Origin of the sequence: Sulfidibacter corallicola (assembly GCF_017498545.1) — a bacterium.
GTDB classification, from domain to species: domain Bacteria; phylum Acidobacteriota; class Holophagae; order Acanthopleuribacterales; family Acanthopleuribacteraceae; genus Sulfidibacter; species Sulfidibacter corallicola.
On sequence record NZ_CP071793.1, the window covers coordinates 707136 to 728512 of the forward strand.

The window sequence follows — 21377 nt, forward strand, 5'->3', positions numbered from 1 at the left end:
GTGTATGACAGCGGAATCGACGGCGTTGAAACGCGAGCTGTGTGAATATCTGGCCGGATTCGTGTCCGAGAACAAGCGGACCTTGTTCGACGAGGCGCTGACCTGGCGCACCCGCCACGTGGCCGTGGTGTTGGAAGACATTGCGGACAGTCGCGACGCCAGCGCGGTCATTCGCTCGTGTGAGTGCTACGGCGTCCAGGATTTCTACGTGATCGCCCGACGGCGTTCGTTCCAGGTGCGCTTGGGCGTGGCCATGGGCGCCGCCAAGTGGATCGATCTGCACCACCTCGGTCGGCGCGAGGAAGCCTCCCTGGACAGCCTGCGCGATGCGGGTTATCGCATCGCGGCGTTGTCGACCCGACCGGATGCGATGCCTTTGGCGCAGGTTCCCATCGCCGAGCCGCTGGCTTTCGTGTTCGGCACGGAGGACCTGGGGCTCGGCGAGGAAACCCATGCGGTCGCGGATTACCACGTGCGGGTACCCAGTCACGGCGCGGGGGCCAAGTACAACCTGTCGGTCTGCGCGGGGTTGGTGCTGTACGACGTGACGCGCCGGCTGCGCGCCTCGAGCCACGACTGGCGGCTGAGCGAGGATGCGCGGTTGGATCTGTTGTTGGAGTGGTACGCCAAGATTCCCAAGAGCCGCGAGTCCCTGGTCCGGCGGTTCCTGCAGGAGCGCGGCCTGGATTGGTCGGTGCTCGAACGCCCGCCTTTTTCCCCGAAACTCCCGGCGGTCCTGACCCACAGCGGCAAATGGACCAAAGGACCGAAGAAAACCCATCGTTGATCTCCGCCGGCACCGTAGCGTGCCCGTGAGGGCGGCGGCCTCAAGGGAGGTTGCGGAGCACCAACGCGACCAGGTAGCCCAGGTACAGCGACAGCAAAATGGCGCCCTTGAAGCGCGTCAGTTTGGCGCCGTGCCGCATCATGGGGATCACCAGCAGGCAGACGAAGACGCAGAAGGGAATGTCCACGAACAGGGTCGCCGCATCGCCCGACCAGGTAAATTCGCTGATGTCGAAAGAGATCGGCGCCAAAACGGTACAGGTCCCGATGATCAGCAGGGCGTTGAAGATGTTGGAGCCCATGACGTTGCCGACCGTGATGTCCGCCTTGTGCTTGAAGGCGGCCACCATGCCCACCGCCAGTTCCGGCAATGAGGTGCCGCCCGCGATGATGGTCAGACCGACGACGATGTCCGGGACGGAAAGGGCTTGTGCGGTGGCCACGGCACCGGCGACCAGCCCGTCGGCGCTGATCACCAAAACCACCAGGCCGACCCCGATCAGGGCCAGGTCGATCACCGGCGAGCGCGGGTGGAAATGAGGCTCGGCATCGTCGTCGTCGGACTCGGGCAGGGTGCCGTTCTCGCGCGCTTCCTTCAGCTCGCGTCGTTCCCGGCGCACATTGGCCGATTCCCGCAACGTCTTGCGGATCAACCAGGTCATCCAGATGGCGAACACCGCCAACAACAGGAACCCGTCCAGGCGGGAAATGGTTGCGCCGATCAGGGCCAGGAGGAAAAGCGTGCCGATGGCCATGGCGCTCAGGGGCGCGTCGTACACAACCGAATTGCGCCCGATATTCAGCGGGAAGATCACGGCCGTGGCACCCAGGATCAGCGCGGTATTGGCGATGTTGGAACCGACCACGTTGCCCAGACACAGCTCCGGCTTGCCCTGCATCGACGTCAGCAGGGAGACCACCAATTCGGGAGCCGAGGTGCCGAAGGCCACGATCGTCAAGCCGATCATGGTGGCCGAGATGCCGAGCCGGAAGCCCAGGTTGGAGGCCCCGTTCACCAGCCAGTCGGCGCCATAGTTCAATCCCGCCACTCCCAGCCCGATGAACAGGAGGACGGTGGGCCACAAACCCATGCTAGCGGACATCGCATCGAAAATACTTTGAACCATGCAACCTCATTCCCCGAAAGCGGAAACACCCATCATATGCTTTTGCCTCCATGGCGTCAATCGGACCCGACACGTGCCGCCAAGTGTCTTTTCCGCCGGATCGGCAACCCGTTCCCAGGCTCGCCGGCGGCCATTTCGGTGGGGGAATCGGGGGAGGCGATCGTACCGCTTTCAAGCGCGTCAAACTCGGAGACCCAAAGTGTGCGCGTGTGCCGTCAAGATGCGCTCGATTTGGGAGAGACCGTCGCGCCGGAAGATCGCGAGATTTGGCGATTGCCCCGATTCTGGATGAGCTCTAGACTAGTGCCCATCCAGAAACTGAATCGTTGCAGCTACCCAAGCGGCCTGGCTGGATGGGCACGGTCCCGGGTTTCAAGCGACAGGTCTCGGGAACTCTCTCATTTATAGTTGATTGGTTGGCACTCGACGCCCGACGGCCGAACCCACGAGACACGGGATGTCAGGCCGGTTCAGAGAACATCTTTCAATTAAATGCTCTTTCTGGATGGGTCCTGGACGTATCTTCTTCCAGAAACCACGGTTCGAACACTTTTTTCCGGAGATGTCATGAAAAACACGCTGAAGATTTTGCGTTCATGCGCACTGCTGGCCCTCTTGTCGGTCGGCCTTTCGAGCCCGCTCTGGGCCTGGGAGGAGGGAAAACCGGGCGCGGCGTCGGTGGCACCCGATGCCTGGCGTCTCGACGCACCGATTCCCATGGATCCCCATGTCCTGGTCAAACGTCTCGACAACGGCCTGACCTACTATATTCGCAAGAACGCGAAACCGGAGAACCGCGCCCAACTGCGGTTGGTGGTCAACGCCGGCTCGCTTCAGGAGACCGAAGCGCAACTGGGGCTGGCCCACTTTCTGGAGCACATGGCATTCAACGGAACCAAGCATTTCGCCAAACTGGACCTGATCAACTATCTCCAATCGATCGGCATGCGGTTCGGGGCCGACATCAATGCCTACACCTCGTTCGACGAGACGGTGTACATGCTCGAAATTCCCACCGACGATGCGGAAATCAGGGACAAGGCATTTCAGATCCTCGAGGATTGGGCCGCCCACATCACCCTGGATCCGGAAGAGGTGGAGAAAGAGCGGGGCGTCGTATTGGAAGAGTGGCGCAGTGGCCAGGGTGCCCAAATGCGCGTGTTCAAGGAACAGTTTCCGGTCCTGTTTCGCGGCTCGCGATATGCGGACCGCCTGCCGATCGGCAAACCCGAAATCATCAAGAGCGCGCCGGTGGAACAATTTCAGGCCTTTTATCGCGATTGGTATCGACCCGACCTGATGGCGGTCGTCGTGGTCGGTGACGTGGACGTGGCGGAAATCGAGAAAAAAATCACCGATCATTTCGGTCACCTCAAAAACCCGGACAAACCCAAGCCCCGCGAGACCTATCCGGTTCCGCCCCACGACGAAACCCTGTACGTGGCGTCGACCGATTCCGAGCTCACCTCTTCCAGCGTGCGCATCGAGTACAAACACGCGGCCCAAACCGCCAAAACCGTGGCCGACATCCGCGAATCGTTCGTGGAGAACCTCTATTTCTCCATGCTCAACGATCGCCTGCGCGAGCGGCTGCAGGAAGCCAATCCGCCTTATGTCTATGCCTATTCTTCCAAGGGCGGGTTCGTGCGCAGCGCCGAAACCTTCAGCCAGTTGGCCGGCGTCAAGGAGAATGCCTTCATGGAAGGCCTGAGCGCGTTGCTGACCGAAGCCGCGCGGGCCAAACGCCACGGCTTTACCGCCACGGAACTGGCGCGCAAGAAACAGGATTACATGCGCAGCCTGATTTCCGCCTGGGAAGAGCGCGACAAGACGGAGAACCGAAGCTACGTCGGCAACTACGTGGAGCACTACCTGGAACAGTCGCCGATGATGGGCATCGAGAACACCCTGTCCTTCGCCCGTCGCTACCTGCCCGAGATCAAGATCGAGGAGATCAACAAGGTGGCGGGACGCTGGGTTCGCGATACCAACCGCGTCATCCTGATCGAAGCTCCGGAGAAGGAAGGGTTGAAGCTGCCCACCAAGGAAGAGGTGCTGGGTCTCATCGAGAAGATCGACAAATCGGAGATCGAACCCTACGACGACCGCGCTTCCGATGCGCCCCTGATGGCCGACAAGCCCAAGCCGGGCAAGGTGATCTCCCAACAGAACCTGGTGCTGGGCATCACCGAGTGGATGCTCTCCAACGGTGTACGCGTTCTGGTCAAACCCACCGATTTCAAGAACGACGAAGTGTTGTTCAGCGGTTTTCAACCGGGCGGCCATTCCACGGCCGATGACGCGGTCTACGTGCCGGCCGTCACGGCCACCAGCCTGCTGCGGCAAAGCGGCCTGGGCGATTTCGACGCGATCCAGTTGCGCAAGAAGCTGGCGGGCAAGATCGTGGCGGTCAGCCCCTACATCGGCGGCCTCGAACAGGGGTTCAGCGGTCAGGCGGCCCCGGCCGATCTGGAAACGCTGTTCGTGTTGACCTACCTTTATTTCACGGCGCCCCGCTTCGACGAGGATGCCCTCCAGTCGGTGAAAACCCGTTGGACGGCCTTCGTGGCCAATCGCTCCAAGGATCCGGGAACGGTGTTCGAGGACGAGGTCCAGCGCGTGCTCTACCAGGATCATCCGCGCTATCAACCCTGGACCGCGGAACGCATCGAGAAACTGAATCTGGAAGCTTCGAAACGCACCTATCGCGAGCGTTTCGCCGATGCCGAAGGCTTCACCTTCGTCCTGGTTGGCAATTTCGACCTGATGAAACTGCGCCCGATGGTGGAGACCTATCTGGGCAGCCTGCCCACGACCAAGCGCAAGGACGCCTGGCGCGACATCGACGCCGATTTCGTTCCGGGCGTCAAGGAGATCACGGTCAGTCGCGGTGTGGAACCCAAGAGTCAGGTCCGCCTCATTTTTCACGGCTCGGCCGAGTGGCAACACGAACGGCGTTTGCACCTGAGTGCGCTCAACCAGGTCTTGCAGAATCGCTTCCGCGAAATCCTGCGGGAAGAGATGGGCGGCGTCTACGGCGTCGGTGTCAACGGCGCGCTCATGGATGAACCGAAGGAGCGCTTCTTCCAGCGGATCGGGTTCACCTGCGATCCGGAAAAGGTCGATGACCTGGTGAAGGCGGTCTACGACGAGATCCAGCGCATCCAGAAAGAAGGCATCGAGGAAAGTTACGTGCAGAAGGTTCGGGAAACGCTGCTGCGAAACCACGAAGTCAACCTGAAGCAAAACCAGTTTTGGCTGAGCACCATCGCCTACTATGCCAAAAAGGAGATGTCCTTCGAGAAAATCAAGGGTTTCGAAGCTCGGGTGAAGGGTCTGACGCCCGAAATCATCAAAGAGGCGGCCAACAACTACTACCGCTTCGACAGCCGTTTCAAGGCGGTCCTGGTTCCCGGTGAGAACGCCGGTGCTTCCTCGGAAAACGCCAACTGATCGCGCACGATCGATGCCGATTCGAGGGGTCGGCATCGGTCGATTTTCGATGCGGTTGCACATGCCGCGAAGCAGCAAGTTCTGCTATGCTTTGGGCACCCATTTCCGGAGTGCGCCATGGATCCCCGACCCTCCCTCACATCCACCACCGAATCTAGCGGGCTCCCGTTGGCTTTGCCGGAATGGAAACGAGCCGTCATCAAGGTGGGCAGTGCGCTGGTGGCGCCGGACGGCAAGGGATGCAGCACCCAATACCTCCTGTCGCTGGCCCGTTTCATCACCGAGAGCAAGCGCACCGGCAAGGAAGTGGTCCTGGTGAGTTCCGGCGCGGTGGCGGCCGGCATGCCGCTCCATCCGCGGGTCAAGGCGGGCCGGCGATCCCTGATCGAAAAGCAGGCGCTGGCGGCGATCGGCCAGTCGATGTTGATGGCGCACTGGTCCCGCCTCTTCGATTTTCCCTGCGCCCAGATCCTGCTGACCCACGACGACCTGCTTCACCGCAAGCGATTCGTCAACGCAAAGAACACCTTACTCGAATTGTTGAAGATCGGTGTGCTGCCCATCGTCAACGAGAACGATTCCGTCGCGGTCGAGGAATTGAAGGTCGGCGACAACGACAACCTGGCGGCCCACGTGGCGGTGCTTGCCGAAGCCGATCTGCTGCTCATTTTTTCCGATATCGACGGGCTCTTCGACGCCGATCCCCGCAAGCATCCCGGTGCCGTGCTGATCCCCGAGGTACACCGCATCGACGAGGAGATCTTCGCCCTCGCCGGCGGCAGCGTCAGCTCGGTCGGCACCGGCGGCATGATCACCAAACTTCAGGCCGCCGCCAAGGCCTCCGATCGCGGCATTCACGCCGCGATTCTCAACGGCACGCGCGGCGAGTCGGTGGAAGCGCTGCTGCGCGGCCACCTCACCGGTACCCTGTTTCATCGCACGGCCAATCCCCGCACCGCCAAAAAGCATTGGATCAGCCATGCACTGCCCTGTCAGGGGCGGATCTGGGTCGACCAAGGCGCGGTGCGCGCGCTGAGTCGCGAGGGTGCTTCGCTGCTCCCCTCGGGCATTTCGCGCCTCGAGGGCACCTTTCAACGGGGTGACGCCGTGGAGATTCACCACGAGGAGCGGGGCCTGGTCGGCAAGGGGATCACCCAATACGGTGCCGCCGATTTGGAAAAGCTTTGCGGTTGCAAGAGCGCCGACATCCGCGGGCTGTTGGGCTATGCCTACACCGACGTGATCATTCATCGCAACGACCTGGTGCTGTGCGACGAACCGCCGCTCGAGGGGATCGCCACAGCTCCTCGTTGATCGCTTTCCCACCCTGAAGCGGCCACTTCGACCCCGGTCGGGTCGAGCCGTCATTCCCAAGGAGTCATCACCATGGCACAGCAGATCGAGCAGGAACAGCAGGACACGGAATTGGTCGCCTTCGCGGCCGCATGTAAAAAGGCCTCGCGCGTGGTGGCGGGCCTCGACGGCGCGGCCAAGGACCGGCTGTTGCGCGATATGGCGGACCGCCTGGTCGCCTCGGAGGTCGACATCCTGGCCGCGAACGGGATCGACATGGACAACGCACGTGAAAACGGGCTCTCCAGCGCGATGATCGACCGCTTGGCCCTGAGCACCGAGCGCATTGCCGGCATGGCCGACGCCTTGCGCGAAGTGGCCGCCCTGCCGGATCCCGTCGGCGAGGTCACGCGCATGTGGCGCCGACCCAACGGCATCGAGGTGGGCCGCGTGCGCATTCCGCTGGGCGTGATCTGCATGATCTACGAATCGCGACCCAACGTGACCGTGGATGCCGCCGGGCTTTGCCTGAAGGCCGGGAACGGCGTCATCCTGCGCGGAGGCAAAGAGGCGTTCCACACCAATCACGCCCTGGCCGCGGTGTTGCGCGCCGTTCTGAACGAACACGGCGTCCCCGGCGAAGCGGTCAGTCTGGTTCCGACTACCGATCGCGCCGCCATGAACACCCTGCTGACCCTCGAATCGCTGATCGACCTGGTCATTCCTCGCGGCGGCGAGGGGCTGATCCGCTACGTGGCCAAGACCAGCCAAATCCCGGTCATCAAGCACTACAAGGGGGTCTGCCACCTCTATGTCCACGCCGATGCCGAGATCGATATGGCGCTGAACCTCCTGATCGACGGCAAGGCTTCACGGCCGGGTGTGTGCAATGCCTTGGAAACGCTGCTCGTTCACCGCGACATCGCTCCGCGGTTCCTCGAGCGCGCCGGCGCCCTGTTGCGCGAGAAGGGCGTGACGGTGCGCGGTTGTGCCGAAACGCGCGACCTGCTGCCCTGGGCCGAACCCGCCGACGAGGCGGACTACGACGCAGAGTTCCTCGACCTGATTCTGGCCGTGCGCGTGGTCGACGACTACGACGCCGCCGTGGCCCACATCCATCGATTCGGCTCGGATCACACCGAGGTGATCTGCACCCGCGATTACCGCGTTTCGCGTGCGTTCGTGCGCGACGTCAACGCTTCGGTGGTGATGGTCAACGCCTCGTCGCGCTTTTCCGATGGCGGACAGCTCGGTCTGGGGGCCGAGATCGGCATTTCCACCACCCGGCTGCATGCCTATGGGCCCATGGGCCTGGTGTCCCTCACCACCCAGAAGTTCGTGGTGTTCGGCGATGGCCAAACGCGGCATCGAGCCGCCATCGAATCGAAGTGAGTGTCCATCCGGAAACGAAATCAATCCGGCAATGGAAGCGATCCGGCTGGATGGATCCGGTATCGGCGCTTGGGTTCGAGCTATCGGCAAAGCAGTTGTTCGCGTGGCTGGTCGAAACCTGAGTGCCGAAACCATGCTGCATGAAGTGCCAGGCCGCTTCACAGGACATCTGTTAATGTAAATCCCGCTGTTTCGGGAGGGGCACGCGTGCGTCACGGTCAACGGAAGTGTGGATGGCCTGGGGCGCCGATCACCCGGATGGGGATGGGCGCCCGTCGCGATGCCTAGCCCGAGGCACGGGCACCGTTCAGCCGAGAAGGTCGACCCTGCCGTTGAAATCCGGAGGATCGGGATTCGTGGGAGCCATTTCGGCCAGGTGCTCCGTACCGGTTCTGGATTGGGTCGGGTTGGCATTGGCCGTCGCGCTGCCCGCGGCGCTCAACTCGAGTGTATCCTCCACCGGTGGCAGTGATTTGGGTTGGGGGGGCGCCTGTTCCGCCGCGCGTGGTGTCGCGACGGTCGAGAACGGAAGTTGGTTGTCAACTCCTGTCGTGATGTTCATATGATTCCTCTCTGATTTAAAAGTCAGGGCATTCGCATTCCGTCACGAAACGTCGAAGACTTTCCAACATTTCGTCGTTTTGGTGAGCGATCCACTCTTTTAGATCCCTTTCGAGTGTTTGGTAATCTTGATTGCGGCAGCGATAGATCAACATCCATACCGCATTGTTGGTTCTGGAAGCACGTACGAAATTGTGGATCTTGATATGGCGATCGGCTTCCAAGGCGTTTTCGATGCCCTCTCGCAGATTTCCGTTGAGGACATTGAAAAACCCGATATTTATTCGGGCACTGACCATGCTTTCCAGATCGTTGATCTTGGCGTATTCTTCATAACACAATCTACTGTAACGAAGACTTTCCACATAGTCGCCCTTGGCGAACGAGATGCGGGTTTTCAGCTCGAAAAAGTAACCCAAATTGGGGTGCGGATTCAATTGGTTGGCCAAGTCCAGGGCGCGTTCCAGGTAGCTCTCGGCGGCATCCAAATCGCCGAGGTTGATGGTGGCATAGGCGAAACCCTTCAGGGTACGCAACATGCTTGCCGGTTTGTTTAGCGCCGCGTACCCCGTGAAGGCTCGTTCGAACGCTTCGAGGGCCTTGTCGTACTGGTTGGTTTCGGTCCAGACAAATCCCAGCAGGTAGTTGCATCGGGCGGCCACGATCGGCCGGGGTCGTTGTTCGAGCACGAACAGGGCATCGCGTTCGGCAAGGGGAATGTTGCCTTTTTTCCAATGGATCCAGGCCCTTCCAAACACGAACTCGGGATCGTTGGTGGCCAGGGCCAGTTCCTCGAAAAACCATTGCGCGTCGTTGCTGTTGATGTGGCTGACCAGGCTGAGGCCGTATTTATAAGGTGTGGTCCCGCGTTGGGCCAAATGGGCTTCGAGTCCGTCTACGTCGTGGTCGAGAAGGTACTGACGCACGATGGACCATTGGCGATAGTGTTGGGGATCGGGAAAGATGTCGGCATGCTTCGTATCGTAAAAGACGAGTAACCATGTGATCAGAAACAAGTGTGGCCTCTGCGGGTATTTGATGACGAGAATAATATAAGTCTGTATGTGTTCGAGCGAAAACCGGCTCGTGTGGGTGCGGAGTATATCACGGGGTTAATGAAGGCAAAGCGTTATTTTGATCGAGTGAAGATAATTATAGTATTCGCGAATACAATGCTTGGGTGTCGTGGCGGACGTATGCAATCTTCCTCTTTTTCTATCTACTTCACTTGAAGAGTATTGTCTTTTCCGGTGAGGAGTATTGCTCCCTTCAATTTGCCGCATCGGTTCTTTTAAGATGCGCACTGTGAGCGGCGGGCACGCGTCACCGAGCCACCGATTCCTATTGATTGGGATTCGCGTCCTCCCCGCTCACGATCATCCATGCTCGGAATGGCCTTTTCCGGATCTCGGGTGCGGGGATTCGAATCCTCATCCTTTTGCCCAGAGGATGCCCTTGGGGATTCGAACCCCCGACCTCTCGAGACACTCCGGGTCATCGAGGTGGGTCTTCTTTCGGCGGGCCTGGTGTGCCCGCGGTTGAGATGTATTTCGAGGATCCGATCTCGGAGGGGAGTGCTCCGATCCCGACCGACCCCCAACCAAAGCCTTCAAATACCACTTCCACGGGGGGAGGCCGGGGGATGGGCTTCTCCCGCTCCTTTTTTCATTGAGTGCTCATTCAGCCAGGCCGGTTTGGTGGCGCCCTACCTCCCGTTTCCGGGCTGTCTTGAGGGGGACCGATTCCGGTTGCGCTTCGTCTTTTTTCCAAGGGTACCGTCCCCTCCACCACTCGGGAGATTGAGATTGCCCCGTTCCTGGATGGGCACTAGAATGGGTTTGCGCGAATCTCCCCTTTTCCATGTTCGAGCCGATCGGTGCCTCCCGCGTTCCGTACCGGGCAGGTGGTCTTCTCCGCGGAGCTTCGCTCGAGTTCCATTTCGGCACGAGGGAGTCATTCGATGGTATCGACCACCCAGACCACGCATTTCGAGGAACACATCGAGATCGAGGGCTATCGAGAAAGGGTCTTCCTTCAGGGTTGGACCCCGGAATCGCCGGCCCGTGCACTGATCTGTCTCGTCCATGGTTTGGGCGAGCACGGCGGTCGCTACGATCATTTGGCGGCGTATTTCAATCGGGAAGGCATCGCCGTGACGGTCATGGACATGCGTGGCCATGGCCGCAGCGACGGACCCCGCGGCCATTTTCCCGGCTACCCGGCGATCTTTGCGGAAATCGATGGGCTCCTGCTCGAGGGTGCGCGACGCTGCGCCGGCGTTCCCGTTTTCCTCTATGGTCACAGCATGGGCGGCAACATGGTGTTGAGTTACCTTTTGCGCCACCAGTCGAGCGTGCCCCTTGCCGGCTCGATCGCGACCGGACCCCTCCTGCGCACGGCCTTCGAGCCGCCGTCCTGGAAAGTGTTCATGGGTAAATTACTGTATGCCGTCTGGCCAGGCTTTTCGATGGCCAACGAGCTGGATACCAAGGGGTTGGCTCGCGATCCGGAGGTCGCGAGCAAGTACCTCGCGGACCCGTTGGTCCACAATCGAATCACGCCCCGGTTCATGGATGTCATGGATGGCGGCGAATATTTGATCGAGCATGCCGCCTCGTTGGCGACGCCCCTGTTGCTGCTTCACGGCGAACGGGATCCGATCACCTCCGCGCCGGCCAGCGCCGAATTCGCCGAGAAGGCGGGGGCCCGGTGTCGTTTCAAGTCTTGGCCGGACCTGTTGCACGAAATCCACAACGAGCCTGAAAAGGAAGAGGTTTTTGCTTGCGAGTTGGCCTGGATGGAAGAGCGGATCGCGGCCATCTCGAACGGCGGTCGCGCGCCCGAATCCACCTGATGCAGTCGATTCCAAGTTCGCCCCAACATCCCTGTCCGAGACCTTAGCGGACTGGTTTTTCTGGTGATACTCCGGTTCCCGGTTATAATTCATCCCATCTTACTGATTTGCGATTTTCGATCAGCACCGGTGCTTTCCCGCCCGAGTCGGTTTTGTGGATCGTCCTGGGATGGGTGCCGGTCAAGGTTACCGGGGAGGTTACCAAGATGCCAAACAGATCGGATTTTCGGACCGTGAGCCTGGCCTTGCGGGTCGCGGTGCTCCTGTACGTCGGCTATGGCTGTCACGCCCTCGCGGTGGACAGTCCCGAATTTCGGGGCCCGAACCGCAACGGGATTTTCCAGGAAAAGAATCTCATGAAGAGCTGGCCCGAGGCCGGACCGAAGATGCTTTGGTCCGTCGAGGGCCTGGGTCAGGGCTATGCCAGCGTCAGCATCGCCGACGGCCGTCTCTACACCACGGGGAAACAGGGTGACCAGGGGTATGCCTTCGCCTACGACCTGAAGGGCAAGCAGCTTTGGTCTTCGGCCTATGGCCGTGAGCACCACGGTTCGGGTTATCCCGGCACGCGCACCACGCCCACGGTACACGGTGACAAGCTCTTTCTGGTGTCCAGTATCGGCGAGGTGGTCGCCCTGAACACCGCTGACGGCAAGGTCGCCTGGCGAGTGGACATGTTGGAACGCTTCGGTGGTGGCGCCAATCGGGAAAGCCTGTATCCCCGCTTCGGCATCGCCGAATCGCCGCTGGTCGTCGACAACAAGGTCATCTGTACGCCGGGCGGCAAGGAAGCCGTCATGGCCGCCCTCGATCCCAAGACCGGCAAAACCCTGTGGAAGACCAAAAGTATCGGCGACATTTCCGGTTATTGCACGCCACGCCTTTATCAAGAAGGCGGTCGGCGCATGATCGTGACCATGACCAGCGGCTCCATGATCGCCGTGGATCCCGCGGACGGATCGCTGATCTGGCGTCAGGGTTACCCCGCGACCTACAACATCCACGCGGTCAGTCCGGTTTGGCAGGGGCCCTACATTTATGTATCCGACGGCTACGGCCAGGGTGGCGCCTGCTTCAAGATGGCGGACAACGGCAAATCGGTCAAACAGGTCTGGGACGAAAAGACGCTGGACATCCACCACGGTGGCACCGTCCTGATCAACGACTACATTTACGGGGCCTCGAACTCCAAGAACCTCATTTGCCTGAAGTTGAATGACGGTGGCGTGGCTTCCTCGATTCGCCGGTTCGGCAAGGGGTCGCTGATCCACGCCGATGGCCTTCTGATCGGCTACACCGAGCGCGGCAAGGTGAAGCTGGTGGATCCCAATCCCAACGACATGAAGGTGATCAGCGAATTCGAGTTGGAGCTGGGCAGTGGCCAGCACTGGGCCCATCCGGTCGTCAGCGATGGCGTGTTGTACATTCGACGCGGCAAGGCGATGGCGGCTTTCGACATTCGCGCCAAGTGAGCGTCGGCAGGGCGGCCGGCCTGGCCGCTCTCCCCACCCAAATCGAAGCACGGCTGTTAGCGACCCCCGAAGTGATGCAAGCGGGGCGTTCCCGCATGCTTCGAGGGTCGTGGTGCCCGGTAGGTTCAGCAGGGGCGGTTAGCCGTCCCGCTGAACCCGTTAGCGTAACGTCGTTCGAGATACCCGCAATTCGAGCGAGGCGTGGTGCTCTTTAAGTAGCCCGTCAGACCGATCTCATGCCCTGAGACCACTTACTACCATGTGGGTACTGCGAGGTGGGGTGCTTCGACAAAAGCTCTTCTGCGAAACCTTCGGCTTCGCCCTTTTAGCCTGTGGTCGTTCGTGATACGACGGCTTCGAAGTGTCGGCCCGGCGGGCCAACCTACTGCCATGGCGCCACTATTCGGGATGCGGTTACTGCCAGCTTACGTGCTTCGAAGTGTCGGCCCGGCCCCCAGGCTGGCACGGCACCTACGCCACGACCTCTCTCGCACATACGAGTCCTTCAGAGTTACGCTCTTCTGCGAAACCTTCGGCTTCGCCCTTTTAGCCTGTGGTCATTCGTGATACGACGGCTTCGAAGTGTCGGCCCGGCGGGCCAACCTACTGCCATGGCGCCACTCTTCGGGATGCGGTTACTGCCAGCTTACGCGCTTCGAAGTGTCGGCCCGGCCCCCAGGCCTGGCACGGCGGCACCTACGCCACGACCTCTCTCGCACAGACGGGTCCTTCAGAGTTACGCTCTTCTGCGAAACCTTCGGCTTCGCCCTTTTAGCCTGTGGTCATTCGTGATACGACGGCTTCGAAGTGTCGGCCCGGCGGGCCAACCTACTGCCATGGCGCCACTATTCGGGATGCGGTTACTGCCAGCTTACGCGCTTCGAAGTGTCGGCCCGGCCCCCAGGCCTGGCACGGCGGCACCTACGCCACGACCTCTCTCGCACAGACGGGTCCTTCAGAGTTACCTGCTTCGATGATCGAGTGGGAACACCGAAACGGACGGCCCCGCCGGGCGGGACCGTCCCTCGGGCTACACCGCGAGCTTGCCCGCTTCACGGGCCATCAAGGCGCGGCGAATCGCCTCGTCTTCGGATTGCGACTGCGCATCGGAGAAACGAATCAACGGCGCCAGGAAGGCGCAGACGGTCACGCCGCAGGCCAGAAGCGCGAAGGCGTTGGCCATGGAAATGCCCGCCTCGCGGAACAGGAAACCGGCCAACACCGCACCGACGTTGCCGCCGGCACCCACGATGCCCGCGACCGAACCCAGTCCCTTGCGGTTCACGAACGGCACGATCGCGTAGGTGGCGCCTTCGGCCATCTGGACGAAGATACTGAACACGATCATCGACGCGATCGCCAAGGGTAAGATCGACATTTTCGAGAACACGAACAAGGCGATCCCTTCCAGGGCCAGGGTGGCGGCCAGGAACCAGACCCGTCCACGCAAACCGGCGCGCACCGCCGATTTATCGGCCAGCCAGCCACCCAGGCTGCGGGCGAAGATGTTGGTGGCGCCGAACAACCCGGCGATCAAGCCCGCGCTCGTCAAGCTCAGGCCGAATCGGTCGGTGTAGTACAAGGCGGCCACGTTGTTGACCGTCAATTCGATGCCGAAACAGGCGCCGTAGAACAGGAACAACAGCCACACCCGCCAATCCTTGGCGGCTTGGCCGAACCCACTTTCGCTCTCCTCTGCGGCGGGATCGGGTTCCGGAGCCTCGCCGCTGGGGTAGTCGCTGGTCCAGTTCCAATAGGCATAGGCACAGCCGAGCAGCAGGATGCCCGGAATGATCATGGCCAGGCGCCAACTGATCGCCTGGCTCCAGCCGAGCGCCAGGAACCCGGCGAAAATCAGTGGCATGACCATCTGGGTCACGCCTCCGCCCAAATTACCCCAGCCCGCCGTGGTGGCGTTGGCGGTGCCCACCACGTTGGGTGCGAACATGATGCTGGTGTGGTACTGGGTCAGGACGAACGAGGCCCCGATCCCACCGATCACCAGGCGAAAGATCAACACGTGCTCGTAGCTGGTGGATAGCCCGATGCCCATCACGGCGAGGGAGCCCAGGATCATCAATCCGGTGTACATCCGGCGCGGACCGAATCGGTCACAGAGCCGACCCAACAACAGACGCACGAAAATGGTGGCGGCTACCGACGCGATGATCGTGTTGCCGATCTGGCTCTGGGTAAGCTGGAACTCATCGCGCAACACCGGCATCAGGGGGGCAATCGCAAACCAGGAAAAGAAGCAGGTGAAGAACGAGAACCAGGTGATGTGAAACGTACGCATGGGAATCGATTTGAAATCGGTCAATCGAATTTTGACCGCCTGTCCGGGGAACTGCATGGTTTTCCTCCAGGGGGATGAGTGGGCCCGCGAAGAAACGGTCGCCCGCCGCTCGATCGGATGGGGTGGGGAAGGATCGAGTGCGGATGACGGAATCGGGGGAACGATTCGCGGAGAATCTCTCGTGGCCGACCCCCTAACGGGCAACCCCTGTGCCAGCAGTGCCGCGGTGAGGCATAGGGGAGGCGGCGAGACCTTGGCTCCCAACGACTGAGCACATCTGGCCCGGATGCAGGGACTTACCACGCGAGCCAAGGGGCTTTTCCTACTCCGCGGTAGTGTGCCGGGTGCCGTCGGGTACGATCGGGTCGTGCCGCGCTTTTGCACGGCGTTTTAAAGTGCGATTGGTAAATAGTTTAAAAAACGTAAGTTAGATGGTCGGTGCCGCTCGCGTTCGAGCGCGGCCATACATTCGTGTAGGAAAAACACAGTAAACCTACGAAATTGTCGGGGTGCGGCAACGCGAATGCCCCGGCGGTCGAATTCATGGACTGTTGGGGCGTATCAGGGTATTGGAAATAAGGGGCTTACAATTTTCAGCCAATTCTGGCAACGCATTTGCCCCTACAGCTCGCAGAGTCACTGCGAGGAGTATCTGCCATGAATGAAACATTGGTGATCATCGGCAACGGGCCCGCGGCCATGCGTTGCCTGGAGTCCTTACTCGAGCGCGAGCCGGATCGCTACCGGATTCTGGTGTTCAGCGCCGAACCCCATCCCGCCTACAATCGCATTCTTCTTTCCTCCGTCCTGGCCGCCGAGAAGGCCCCCGAACACATCGTCACGCATGATTGGGATTGGTTCGAACGCAACCGAATCGAGTTCTTCCCTGGAACCCGCATCGACTTCATCAATCGCGAGCACGGTGAAATCCGCTGCCAGGACGGGCGCGTATTCGCCTACGACCGATTGGTGATCGCCACCGGTTCATCGCCCATCATGCTCGATTTGCCTGGCAGCGACCTGGACGGCATCTACGGATTCCGCGATCTCGACGACGTGGACGCCCTTGCCCGCGAGGCCGAATCCGGAGAGCATGCGATCGTCATCGGCGGCGGCCTGCTCGGCCTCGAGGCGGCGGCGGGTTTGCGTTTACGCGGAATCGACGTCACCGTGGTTCACTTGTGTGATTGGCTCATGGAGCAGCAATTGGATCCTCGCGCCGGCGAGATGCTTCAGCGCGTGATGGAGGACCGCGGGATTCGCTTCATGCTCAGTGCCCGCACCTGCGCCTATCTGGAGGGTGTGCAGCCCGGTCGTGTCGGCGGCATTCGCCTGGCCGACGGGCGCGAGTTACACGCCGATCTGGTGGTCGTCGCCGTGGGCATCCGGCCGGCCGCCGGTTTGGCCCGCGCTGCAGGCCTGGAATGCAATCGCGGTATCTTGACCAATGACGCCATGCAAACCTCCGATCCCGATATCTTCGCCGTCGGCGAGTGCGTCGAGCACCGTGGCCGCAGCTACGGCCTGGTGGCCCCGTTGTTCGAAATGGCGCGCACCTGTGCCGCCAATCTCGCGGTCATCGGCGAAGTACCCGAGTTGCCGGCAGCCTACGAGGGCTCCTTGGTCTCCGCCCGCCTGAAGGTGTCCGGCGTGGACCTGTTCTCCGCCGGCATCGTGCAGGATGGTCCGGAACACGAGGTCATCACCCTGGTCGACGAAAACCTGGGTATCTACAAGAAGTTGCTTGTGAAAGACGGCAAGCTGGTGGGCGTGCTGCTCTACGGGGACGCCTTCGACGCGTCCTGGTACTTTCAGTTGCTTGCCGACGAAACGCCGATCGGACCCATGCGCGACAAGCTGATCTTCGGTGCGGCCTTCGTCAACGGTGAAGGCGAGACGCATGGTGCGGCGCTCTCCCTGCCGGACGAGGCCGAGGTCTGCGGGTGTAACGGCGTCTGCAAGGGCGCGATCATGGGTGCCATCGCGGCCAAGGGCCTGCAGTCTCTCGAAGAGGTTCGCGCGCATACGAAGGCCTCGGCTTCCTGCGGTGGCTGTACGCCTCAGGTGGAAGAACTGTTGGCACTGGCGCTCGGCCCGGCGGCCCCCAAACAACCCAGCGAAAAGCCCGTCTGCGCCTGCACCGAAATGGGGCACGACCAGGTGCGCGAGGAAATCGCCGCGAACGAATTCGCCTCGGTCGAGCAGGCGATGGCCGTCCTCGGTTGGAAGAACCCCGAGGGGTGTGCCCGTTGCCGCCCGGCGATCAACTACTACCTGCTTTGCCGGCAACCCGGACGCTATCGTGACGATCCCGCCTCGCGATTCGTCAACGAACGCGTGCACGCCAATATTCAGAAGGACGGCACCTTCTCGGTGATACCGCGCATGTTCGGCGGCATCACCAGCGCCAAGGAGTTACGGGCCTTGGCCGACGTGGTGGACAAGTTCGCGATTCCGACGGTCAAGGTCACCGGTGGCCAGCGCATCGATTTGTTGGGAGTCCGCAAGGAAGACCTGCCGCTGGTGTGGAAGGATCTCAACGATGCGGGCATGGTGTCGGGTCACGCCTACGGCAAGGCCGTTCGCACCGTGAAGACCTGCGTCGGTTCCGAGTGGTGCCGCTTCGGCGTGGGCGACTCCACCGCGCTGGGTGTCCGCTTGGAACGGGAACTCTGGGGCTCCTGGACGCCGCACAAGGTCAAGCTGGCCGTTTCCGGCTGCCCGCGCAATTGCGCCGAAGCCACGATCAAGGATATCGGCGTCGTGGCGGTGGAATCGGGCTGGGAAATCCACGTGGGCGGAAACGGCGGTACCAAGGTCCGCGCGACCGAGCTGCTGACCAAGGTCAAGACGGCCGACGAGGTGATGGACATCGTGTTCGCCTTCCTGCAGCTCTATCGCGAAGAGGCCCGCTACGGCGAGCGGACGGCCGGCTGGTTGATGCGCGTCGGTCTCGAGTTCGCCAAGGAGCGCGTGGTGACCGATCGCGTCTCGCGCGAGTTGCTGTGCGAACGGTTCCGGGAGTCGCAGGCCGTCAGCCGCAGCGATCCCTGGTCTTCGGAGACCGGTCTGCCCGCCCAAGCGCCCGAATCGTTCGTGCCCCTCGAGACCCCCGAACCGCTTATCGTCTAAATGCCGCGGTCGGGCAGTGCCAAGCGCCCGACCCCCGTGAGTCATACATTGGAGGAACCATGTCCGCTTTCATGTCATCCGCGCCTCGCTGGCAGGTTGTGGGGCACATCGACCAAATCCCCCTTCGCGGTGCCCGCGTCGTGCAGACACCGCTGGGGAACATCGCCCTTTTTCGTGCCGCGGTCGATCGCGTCTATGCTTTGGAGGACCGGTGCCCCCACCGCGGCGGCCCCCTTTCCGAGGGATTGGTCCACAACGGCCGCGTGACCTGTCCGCTGCACCAGTACGTGATCGAGTTGGACACCGGTGAAGCCGTGTACCCCGACGAAGGGTGCGTCACCACCTACCCGGTGCGGTTGGAGGAGGGCCGGATCGAGATCGACCTGACCGGCAGCCGCCAAACCGAACCGTCGCCATCCGGATGTGCCGTATGAGTGAGAAACACACGGTTTGCGCCTACTGCGGCGTCGGCTGTGGCTTGATCGTCGAGGAAGGGATCACCACGGATCTTCGACCCGATCCCGAGCACCCGGCCAATCTCGGCCGGCTCTGTGCCAAGGGAGCGAACCTGATGGAAACCCTGTCTCCGCGCGGTCGCCTGCTGCAGCCGTTGCTTCACGGAACCCATGTCTCCTGGTCGCGGGCCGTCGAACATGTCGCCGAGCGATTCGGTTCGATCATCGAACGCCACGGCCCGGATGCGGTCGCCTTCTACGTGTCCGGTCAAATGTTGACCGAGGACTACTACGTCGCCAACAAGCTCATGAAGGGATTCATCGGCTCCGCCAATATCGACACCAACTCGCGGCTGTGCATGGCGTCCACCGTGGCGGGACATATCCGTGCCTTCGGGGCGGATACCGTGCCGGGCTGTTACCAGGATTTGGAAGAGGCGGAGATGGTGGTCCTCGTCGGATCCAACATGGCCTCCTGTCACCCGGTCCTGTTCCAGCGCATCCTCGATGTGCGGGCGCGAGGGCGGGGTCCCTACCTGGTGGTCATCGACCCGCGTCGCTCCGAAACCGCCCAACAGGCCGACCTGCACCTGGCCTTGCGACCCGGCAGTGACGGCTTTCTCTTTTGTGGTCTGCTCAATCACATGTGGAAGCTGGGTCGCGTGGATTTTGCCTTCCTCGAACGCCACGTACACGGCTTTGTGGAGGCCCTGGAAGCCGTCACCGACTTCGATTTGCGCCACACGGCGGAGTTGTGTGGGCTCGACCAAGCGGTGTTGGCGGATTTCATGACCCGATTCACCCTGACCGAACGGGTGGTGACGGCGTTTTCGCAGGGGATCAATCAATCCTCTTCCGGGACCGACAAGGTCAACGCCATCATCAATTGTCATCTGGCCACCGGCCGCATCGGCAAACCCGGCGCCGGACCCTTTTCGCTCACCGGACAGGGCAACGCCATGGGGGGTCGTGAGGTCGGCGGGCTGGCCAACCAGTTGGCCGCGCACATGAAGTTGGAGAATCCGGAACATCGCCGGCTGGTCGCCGATTTCTGGGGCGCGTCGAACATGGCCGAACGGGCCGGGCTCAAGGCGATCGACCTGTTCGAAGCCGTCGCCGAGGGACGTGTCAAAGCGCTCTGGGTGGCCTGCACCAATCCATTGGTGAGTTTGCCGAATGCGGACCGCGTGCGTCAGGCCTTGGCCAAATGTGAGTTGCTGGTCGTGTCCGAGTGCATGGCCCATACGGAAACGGCGGCCTTCGCCGATGTCTTGCTGCCCGCGGCGACCTGGGGCGAGAAATCCGGAACGGTGACCAACTCCGAGCGGGTCATTTCGCGCCAGCGCGGTTTTCGCAGGCCCTTGGGCGAGGCGCGCCCCGATTGGGCGGCCTTCGCGGCGGTGGGCCGGGCGATGGGGTTTCAGGAAGCGTTCACCTATGCCAATCCCGCTGCGATCTTCCGCGAGTACGCCGCCTTGTCCGGTCTGGGCAACGACGGCACGCGCGATTTCGACATTTCCGGGCTGGCCGATCTCACCGATGCCCAGTACGAAGAGCTGCAGCCCGTCCAGTGGCCCGTCAATCGCGAGTATCCCCAGGGCCGCGCCCGCTTTTTCGACGACGGCCGATTCTTCCATCCCGACGGGAGGGCGCGCATGTTGCCGATCCAACCGAGGTTCCCGAACCTCACGGTGGACGGGAACCACGATCTGTTGTTGCTCACCGGGCGGGTGGCCGACCAGTGGCACACCATGAGCCGAACGGGTGGCCTGGCCGCGTTACGCCGTCGCGACGAGGAGCCCTTCGTGGCGATGCACCCGGTGGATGCCGCGGAACGCGGGATCGATCAGGTCGTTTCCGGTTTGGTTCGTGTCGAAACCCGATACGGCGGTTTTCTTTCCCGGGTGCGCGTCACCGAGGACCAACCGATGGGCAGCATGTTCGCGCCTTTCCATTGGAACGACACCTTCGCCTGGGACGCCAAGGTCAACAGTGCGGTCAACCCGACGGTCGATCCCCTTTCCGGTCAACCCGAGTTGAAGGCCACGCCGGCCTCGATCCACCCGTTGGAGGTGGGCTGGCACGGTTTCGTCATTTCCTCGGGCGAATTGACCTTCGAGGATCCCCTTTACTGGGTGCGCATTCCCGGTGACGGCTACGTTCGGCACGAGTTGGCTTTCGCCCAATTGCCGAGTCGCTGCGATGCCTGGGCGAGGGAGTTGCTCGGTCTCGACGACGACTACGGCGAGTGGTTGTTCTTCGGCGACGAAGCCGCGGGCAGCTATCGCGCGGCGAACCTCCTGAACGGCCGGTTGCGGGCCTGCCTCTTTTTGGCGCGGGAGTACCGACTCCCTTCGCGGCGGTGGTTGGAGACCTTGTTCCTCAAGGAGAACCTGGAGCACCGTGAGCGCCGAGGCCTGCTCGCGGGCGCTCTCGTGTGACGGCGGTTCGAGCATTCCGGCAAGGCCGCCCCAGCCGGGATCTCCCGAGCTGGGAGTTCCCGCATGCTGAAGAGATGTGTAGCCGCAGTAGGTTGGCCCGCTGGGCCGACACTTC

The 21377-nt window shown here is 61.7% G+C and carries 13 protein-coding genes; 9 read left to right on the top strand and 4 right to left on the bottom strand.

The window, feature by feature from the left end; translation table 11 throughout:
• The first annotated feature begins 4 nt into the window (after window positions 1-4).
• The gene (locus J3U87_RS01990) at window positions 5-787 is read left to right on the top strand and encodes a TrmH family RNA methyltransferase (RefSeq protein WP_237381347.1); all 783 of its coding nucleotides are present in this window, start codon (window positions 5-7) and stop codon (window positions 785-787) included.
• A gap of 40 nt (window positions 788-827) precedes the next feature.
• Here J3U87_RS01990 and J3U87_RS01995 read toward each other — a convergent pair whose 3' ends face one another.
• Window positions 828-1913 carry a calcium/sodium antiporter gene (locus J3U87_RS01995; RefSeq protein WP_237381348.1) on the bottom strand — a complete coding sequence of 362 codons (1086 nt, stop codon included), beginning with the start codon at window positions 1911-1913 and terminating at the stop codon, window positions 828-830.
• Between the two features lie 567 nt (window positions 1914-2480).
• On the opposite strand from J3U87_RS01995, the gene J3U87_RS02000 reads away from it, so the two are divergent.
• From J3U87_RS02000 to J3U87_RS02010, 3 genes are all read left to right on the top strand, one after another.
• Window positions 2481-5366, top strand: coding sequence for a M16 family metallopeptidase (locus J3U87_RS02000; RefSeq protein ID WP_237381349.1), 2886 nt, complete (start codon window positions 2481-2483; stop codon window positions 5364-5366).
• Between the two features lie 117 nt (window positions 5367-5483).
• Window positions 5484-6680 carry a glutamate 5-kinase gene (gene proB, locus J3U87_RS02005; protein ID WP_237381350.1) on the top strand — a complete coding sequence of 399 codons (1197 nt, stop codon included), beginning with the start codon at window positions 5484-5486 and terminating at the stop codon, window positions 6678-6680.
• Between the two features lie 72 nt (window positions 6681-6752).
• Window positions 6753-8051 carry a glutamate-5-semialdehyde dehydrogenase gene (locus tag J3U87_RS02010; RefSeq protein ID WP_237381351.1) on the top strand — a complete coding sequence of 433 codons (1299 nt, stop codon included), beginning with the start codon at window positions 6753-6755 and terminating at the stop codon, window positions 8049-8051.
• A gap of 307 nt (window positions 8052-8358) precedes the next feature.
• On the opposite strand, the gene J3U87_RS02015 is transcribed toward J3U87_RS02010, so the two are convergent.
• Complete coding sequence (locus tag J3U87_RS02015) at window positions 8359-8613, bottom strand: hypothetical protein (RefSeq protein WP_237381352.1); 255 nt, start codon at window positions 8611-8613, stop codon at window positions 8359-8361.
• Between the two features lie 16 nt (window positions 8614-8629).
• Window positions 8630-9628 (bottom strand): tetratricopeptide repeat protein, encoded by a 999-nt coding sequence (locus tag J3U87_RS02020; protein WP_237381353.1) that lies wholly within the window; start codon window positions 9626-9628, stop codon window positions 8630-8632.
• A 944-nt stretch (window positions 9629-10572) separates the two neighbouring features.
• Between J3U87_RS02020 and J3U87_RS02025 the strand changes: the two genes are divergently transcribed.
• Together J3U87_RS02025 and J3U87_RS02030 are read left to right on the top strand one after the other, a co-directional pair.
• Window positions 10573-11466 carry an alpha/beta hydrolase gene (locus J3U87_RS02025; protein ID WP_237381354.1) on the top strand — a complete coding sequence of 298 codons (894 nt, stop codon included), beginning with the start codon at window positions 10573-10575 and terminating at the stop codon, window positions 11464-11466.
• Window positions 11467-11672: 206 nt separating this feature from the next.
• Window positions 11673-12938, top strand: a complete 1266-nt coding sequence (locus tag J3U87_RS02030; protein WP_237381355.1) for a PQQ-binding-like beta-propeller repeat protein — start codon at window positions 11673-11675, stop codon at window positions 12936-12938.
• 1030 nt (window positions 12939-13968) lie between these two features.
• On the opposite strand, the gene J3U87_RS02035 is transcribed toward J3U87_RS02030, so the two are convergent.
• Window positions 13969-15291, bottom strand: a complete 1323-nt coding sequence (locus J3U87_RS02035; RefSeq protein WP_237381356.1) for an MFS transporter — start codon at window positions 15289-15291, stop codon at window positions 13969-13971.
• Window positions 15292-15891: 600 nt separating this feature from the next.
• Here J3U87_RS02035 and nirB point away from each other — a divergent pair.
• The 3 genes from nirB to J3U87_RS02050 are packed head-to-tail and all read left to right on the top strand — an operon-like array spanning window position 15892 to window position 21262.
• Window positions 15892-18366, top strand: a complete 2475-nt coding sequence (gene nirB / locus J3U87_RS02040; RefSeq protein WP_237381357.1) for a nitrite reductase large subunit NirB — start codon at window positions 15892-15894, stop codon at window positions 18364-18366.
• Between the two features lie 59 nt (window positions 18367-18425).
• Window positions 18426-18800, top strand: coding sequence for a nitrite reductase small subunit NirD (gene nirD, locus J3U87_RS02045; protein WP_237381358.1), 375 nt, complete (start codon window positions 18426-18428; stop codon window positions 18798-18800).
• The gene (locus tag J3U87_RS02050) at window positions 18797-21262 is read left to right on the top strand and encodes a molybdopterin oxidoreductase family protein (RefSeq protein ID WP_237381359.1); all 2466 of its coding nucleotides are present in this window, start codon (window positions 18797-18799) and stop codon (window positions 21260-21262) included. The genes nirD and J3U87_RS02050 overlap by 4 nt, the downstream gene beginning before the upstream one ends.
• Window positions 21263-21377: the final 115 nt, after the last annotated feature.